General features: G+C 73.0%; 5 protein-coding genes. 3 read left to right on the top strand and 2 right to left on the bottom strand.

Annotation, left to right across the window (positions count from 1 at the left end; translation table 11 throughout):
• From VFW24_03415 to VFW24_03405, 3 genes are all read left to right on the top strand, one after another.
• On the top strand, window positions 1-2,140 hold a 2,140-nt coding region (locus tag VFW24_03415; GenBank protein ID HEX5265798.1), incomplete at its 5' end, for a CoA transferase.
• A 26-nt stretch (window positions 2,141-2,166) separates the two neighbouring features.
• A complete protein-coding gene (locus VFW24_03410; protein ID HEX5265797.1) occupies window positions 2,167-2,655 on the top strand; it encodes a flavin reductase family protein in 489 nt (162 codons plus the stop codon).
• A gap of 20 nt (window positions 2,656-2,675) precedes the next feature.
• On the top strand, window positions 2,676-3,290 hold the full coding sequence (locus VFW24_03405; protein ID HEX5265796.1) for a TMEM175 family protein: 615 nt from the start codon (window positions 2,676-2,678) through the stop codon (window positions 3,288-3,290).
• 6 nt (window positions 3,291-3,296) lie between these two features.
• On the opposite strand, the gene VFW24_03400 is transcribed toward VFW24_03405, so the two are convergent.
• A complete protein-coding gene (locus tag VFW24_03400; protein HEX5265795.1) occupies window positions 3,297-4,448 on the bottom strand; it encodes a polysaccharide deacetylase family protein in 1,152 nt (383 codons plus the stop codon).
• A gap of 4 nt (window positions 4,449-4,452) precedes the next feature.
• The coding region (locus VFW24_03395; protein HEX5265794.1) for a hypothetical protein at window positions 4,453-5,569 on the bottom strand (1,117 nt) is incomplete at its 5' end.

The following is a 5,569-nucleotide window of genomic DNA, read 5'->3' as shown; positions in this document are numbered from 1 at the left end:
CACCACGATCAGCGGCTTCGGCGCCCGCGGCCCCTACGCCGGCTACAAGTGGTCGGACCTGGTGGCGCAGCTGGCGGCGTGGGCCACCCTTCCCCAGGGCCGGTCGGAGGACATCCCGGTGAAGCTGCCCGCCCTGGTCGGCCTGTGCACGGTCGGCCAGACGGCGGCCATGGGCGCCCTGGCCGGCGTGCTGCGCGCCCGGGCGTCGGGCGCCGGCGCCCACGTCGACTGCGCGGCGTACGAGGCCCTGGGCGCCGTCCCCTCCCACGTGGGTCGCTTCCTCGGATGGGAATACGGGGACAACGAGCCGCTGCCCGACGCCGCCACCAGCACCAGCGACACGCTGTTCCCGATGGGCGTGTTCCCGTGCGGGGACGGCTACGTGTCGATGATGTCCACGCCCCAGCAGCTCCCCGAGATGCTGGCCGTGCTCGACGACAACGATCTGCGCGAAGCCTTTGCCCGTCCTGACGCCTTCGTGCGGGGGGAGACCAAGGAGATCCTCGACGCCGCCCTGTATCCCTGGCTGCTGTCGCACACCCGGGCCGAGCTCACCGAGCTGGCCCAGACGGCGGGATGGCCGTTTGCCGGCGTCAACACCCCGGCCGAGGTGCTCGAGGCCGACCATCTGCACCAGCGCGGCTTCTGGGTCTCCGTCGAGGACCCCCGCGTCGGCCCCGTCCGCCTCCCCGGCCCCCCCTACCGCCACGGTGAGGGGGGCTGGCAGCTGCGCCGGCGCGCCCCGCTGCTCGGGGAGCACGACGCCGAGGTCGAGGCCGAGCTGGGCGCGGACGCCGGAGACGACGGGGCGCGAGCTCCGGTCGGATCGGCCGACCCCGGCCTCCCCCCGCTGCGGGGCGTGCGGGTGCTCGACCTCACCACGGTGTGGTCCGGTCCCTACCTGACCCTGCTCCTGGCCGACCTCGGGGCCGAGGTCATCCGGCTGGAGAACCCGTCGGTGTTCCCGCCGACGACCAAGGGCTATCTGCCCCGCCCCGACCAGACGATGATGGAGCTCGGCACGCTGCTGTCCCGCTACGCCCGGCCCGCTCCCGGCGTCGAGGACCGGCCCTACAACCGCCACGCCCTCAACAACTCGCTGGCCCGCAACAAGCTGTCGTGCACCCTCGACCCCCGCCGGCCCGAGGCGCGGGAGCTGTTCATGCGCCTCGTTCGCTGCTCGGACGTGTTCGTCGAGAACCTGAAGGCGTCGACCCTGCACCGGCTGGGCATCCAGGAGTCGGAGCTGATGGACGCCAACCCGCGCCTGATCGTGATGCGGATCCCTCCCGCCGGCCTGACCGGGGACTGGCGCGACTACACCGGGTTCGGCCAGCAGTTCGACGGGCTGACCGGCTTTGCCCACCTGACCGGGCACCACGACTGCGAGCTGGTGGACACCCCCTCCACCACCTACATGGACGGGGCCACCGGGCCGCCGGGGGTGTTTGCCCTCATGGCGGCCCTGCACTACCGGGAGTCGACGGGCCGGGGCCAGATCGTCGAGCTGGCCCAGATGGACAACGTGCTCAACCACCTGGGGGACGTGCTCGTCGACACCCAACTGGGCGCCGAGCCCGAGCGCACCGGGAACCGGGATCCGGCGCGGGCGCCCCAGGGCGTGTACGCCGGGCGGGGCGAGTACCGCTGGCTCGGCCTCACCGTCACCTCGGATGAGGAGTGGCTGGCTCTCACGGGCGTGATGAACCGCCCCGACCTGGGCGCCGACGAGCGCCTGGCGACCGTGGCCGGGCGCTTTGCCCACCACGACGAGCTCGACGCCGCCCTGCGCGAGTGGGTGGCGGGCCAGGACGTGGTCGCGACCTTTCAGGCCCTGCAGGCGGCGGGAGTGGCGGCGGCACCTCAGCTCTCCGACGACCTGCTCGTGACCGACCCCAACGTGTCCGCCCGGGAGTGGGTGCGGCCGCTCACCAATCGCGAGGTGGGTACCTACCGCCACATCGGCCACGCCGTGTCCGGCCTTCCCCAGGTCTGGTGGCGCGGATCACCCTCGCTGGGCGAGGACAACGAGTACGTCTACCGCAAGCTCCTGGGCCTGGAGCCGGACGTGTACGAGCGGCTGGTGGCGGACGGGATCATCGTGAACGACTACCTCGACGCCGACGGCCGCCCCGTCTAGCGGACCGGGTCGCTCCCATGCCCTCCGTGGCTGACGGCTTCCCCGCCCTTGTGGCGGACCTCGAGTACCCGATGGCCGTGGTCACATGTGACGACGGCCGGCAGCGCAGCGGGTGCCTGGTGGGCTTCCTCAGCCAGTGCAGCATCGATCCGCCCCGGATGACGGTGTGGATCTCGGTCACCAACCACACCCACCCGGTGGCGCTGGCGAGCGACCACCTGGCCGTCCACCTGCTGTCCTCGGCCGAGAGGGGGGTGGCCGAGCTGTTCGGGTCCCGGACCGGGGACGAGGTGGACAAGTTCTCCCGCTGCGCCTGGCATCCGGGCCCCGGCGGGGCGCCCGTGCTGGAGGACTGCACCCGGTGGTTCGTCGGCCGGGTGCTCGACCACCACACCGACGGGGACCACACCGGCTTCCTGCTCGAACCGGTGGAGCTCAGCCCGACCGACGCGCCCTGGCCCGGTCAGTTGGGCTTCCAGGCGGTGCGCGACCTCGATCCCGGCCACGATCCGTAGCGATATCTAGTGTGCCGCCGGTGGAGACGGGCCGGCTGGAGGCGTTCAGCGACGGGGTCTTCGCCATCGCCATCACCCTGCTGATCCTGGACGTGCGGGCTCCCGCCGGGCCCGGGACCCTGACCCACCGCCTGGGCCAGGCCTGGCCCACCTACCTCGGCTACGTCCTCAGCTTCCTGGTGATCGGGATCATGTGGGCCAACCACCACTCGATCTTCCGGCTGATCAGGGAGACCTCTCACGGCCTGGTGGTCGCCAACCTCTTCCTGTTGATGTGCATCGCCTTCATCCCGTTCCCGACCTCGGTCCTGTCCGAGAACCTGCGACTGGGCTCGAGCGCCCAGCACACCGCCGCCTTCTTCTACAACGCGGTGCTGACGCTCACCGCCGTCTTCTACAACCTGCTGTGGCGGGTGGCGTCCCGCGACAACCGCCTGATCGTCAAGGGCGAGGAGGCGGCCGCCGCCGTCGTCACCCGCCGCTACCGCTACGGGATCCCGAGCTACCTCTTGGCGATGCTCGTGGCTCTCGGCAGCGTGCCCGCCAGCCTGGCCATCGACGGTGCCCTGGCGCTGTACTACGTCCTCCCCCAGCGGACGGGAGCCACCCGCGCACCTGACGCCGCCGCCGATTGACCGTCATCAGCCCCGGGCGTGTGTGTCCTCGACCGACGCCACCGAGAAGAACGGCGCCAGGTTCCGGACCTGGTCGCGGAAGGCGATGCCGTCGATGTGACGCCGGCTCATCACGCTCACCCCGTCGGCGGTAATGAGCCGGGGCACGTCGTCGATGTCGCACTGGATGGTGAACCCGGCGCCGCGCAGCATCAGGAACGTCGGCGATCCCGGGATCGGGGCGGCGCCGAATGGATAGACGTAGACGTCGGTCGGGCCGGTGATCGGCTCGACCTCGGCCTGCCACCGGGCGGTGTCCCGGGCCGCCACCGCCGTCGAGTCCCTGGTGAGGTCGATGTGGCCGTAGCTGTGGCTGGCCAGGGTCCACCCGGTGGCCTTGAGGCGCTGGGCGATGGCGGTGGCCCGGGCCACGCTGGCGGCCCAGTCGGGTGAGGTGGGGTCCTCGGTGCGCTCGCCGAACACCCCCTCGTAGCCGGTGACTGCGATCACACCCTTGGCCCCGTCGGCGGAGAAGTCGGGATGGGCGGCCACGAACTCGTCGACCAGCGGGATGAGGTCCTCGTCGGTGATCCTGACGCCGAGGTTGTCGCGCACCTCGACCTTCACGTCGCCGGCGGCGTCGAGCACCAGCCGCCACCCGAGACCCCGGGGCCGGGAGTAGTCGTAGTAGTTGACGTCGTCCTCCGACAGGACCAGGGGCTTGCGCCCGGGCGGGACCATCACCGTGCCGTCGACGGCGCGGTGGATGTCGACGAGGGTCCAGCCGTTGGCGTAGAGCTGGTCCAGGATCGACCTGAACTCGCCGACCGTGACGAACCAGTCCCGGAAGCCCTGGGCCAGCTGGTCGTGGGTGAGCGCCAGGTCGGGGCGGATCACCAGGGTGTGGAAGAAGATGTGCTCGACCGGGCCCTGCCAGGGCACCAGCGCAGGAGCGGGCGCGGGAGCCGGAGCCGTGACCGGAGTGGCGAGCGGGTCCGGAGGCGCCGGCGTCCCCACCCGCACCGCCCCGCGCCGCCCGGCGTGCGCCGCCGCCGACCAGGGCGCGGTCCAGAGCACGGCCGCCGCCGCCACGATCAGCGCCACCGCGGCCATGCCGACCCGGCGGGCGCGGCGCGGCCGGCCCGACCACCATCCTCGCCACCCCCGCCGCTGACGCATCCGCTCAGCCTCCGTAGCTGTCGAAGCCGGCGCGCCCGCCCCACACGGCCGCCGCGCCCCACGGCTGCCTGCCGTCGGCGTCGGGGCCGGCGGTGCCGTCGTTGGCGCCGTCGAGGCCGGAGGCGATCACGGTCGGGTGGCCACCCGAGACCGGTATCACCTCGAAGCCGGACGCGAGCGAGTAGCCGATGCTGCGGCCGTCGGCCGACCAGGCCGGCAGGGTGACGCCCGTCCCGGCCCCCGGCACGGGGTAGGCGCTGGAGCCGTCGGCCGCCTCCACCCAGAGGCGCCGCTGCGAGACCCACGCCGCCCCCACGTGCTGGCCGGGACCGACGTCAGGAGCGCGCACCACCGCCACCTCGCTCCCGTCCGGGGACCACGCCGCGTCCACCGTCACCGACCCGGCGGGCTGGGGCAGGGCGTGGCAGGCCGTGCCGGCCACGTCGCACACGACCAGCGACTTGCCGGCGGCGGGGGAAGACCCCGCTCCCGCCACCAGCAGCAGCCGGGTCCCGTCCGGGGACCAGCTGACCCAGGGGTGGAAGACGAGAGTGACCCCGAGCAGGCGGGCCGCGCCGCCTGACAGGGACGCGCTCATGAGCGGGAGCCCGTTGCCGAGGGCGGCGGCCGATCCCCCCGGATCGACCCAGTAGATGACACCGCCCCCGTCCGGCCACCATCCGGCCAGCAGGACGTCGGAGCCGGGCGGGACGGCGAGGCCGAGGTTCTCCGGCGGCGGTCCCCCGTCGGTCGTCAGCACGACCACCCGGGTGGGACGGCCCGGGGCGGCGGGCGTGGTGTAGGCGAGACGGCCGCCGTCGCGTGACCACGCCACCGACTCGACGGGGACCGTCGGATCCACGGCGGGGATCACCGAAGCAGATGGCACCGAGACGAGGTCGATGCCCCCCGTACGGGGGACGATGGCCAGCTCGTCGGCACCGGGAGACCACGCGTAACCGCCGCGGCTCACTCCCTCCGGACCGAAGGCGTGGTCGTCGGTGCCGTCGGAGCGCACCACGTGGACCTGGTGGCGGTCCCCGTTCAGGTAGGCGAGCCAGCGCCGGTCCACCGACCACTCCGGGTTCTGGGGTTGGCCGGCCGCGACCACGGTCCGGGCC

It is taken from the genome of Acidimicrobiales bacterium, assembly GCA_036273495.1.
Taxonomy (GTDB): Bacteria; Actinomycetota; Acidimicrobiia; order Acidimicrobiales; family JAJPHE01; genus DASSEU01.
This window is presented reverse-complemented; position numbering and strand designations above follow the sequence as displayed.

What these genes read in the sequence shown, in the direction of transcription:
- VFW24_03400 (HEX5265795.1), bottom strand. Translation starts at nt 4,448, where the DNA reads ATGCGTCAGCGGCGGGGGTGGCGAGGATGGTGGTCGGGCCGGCCGCGC.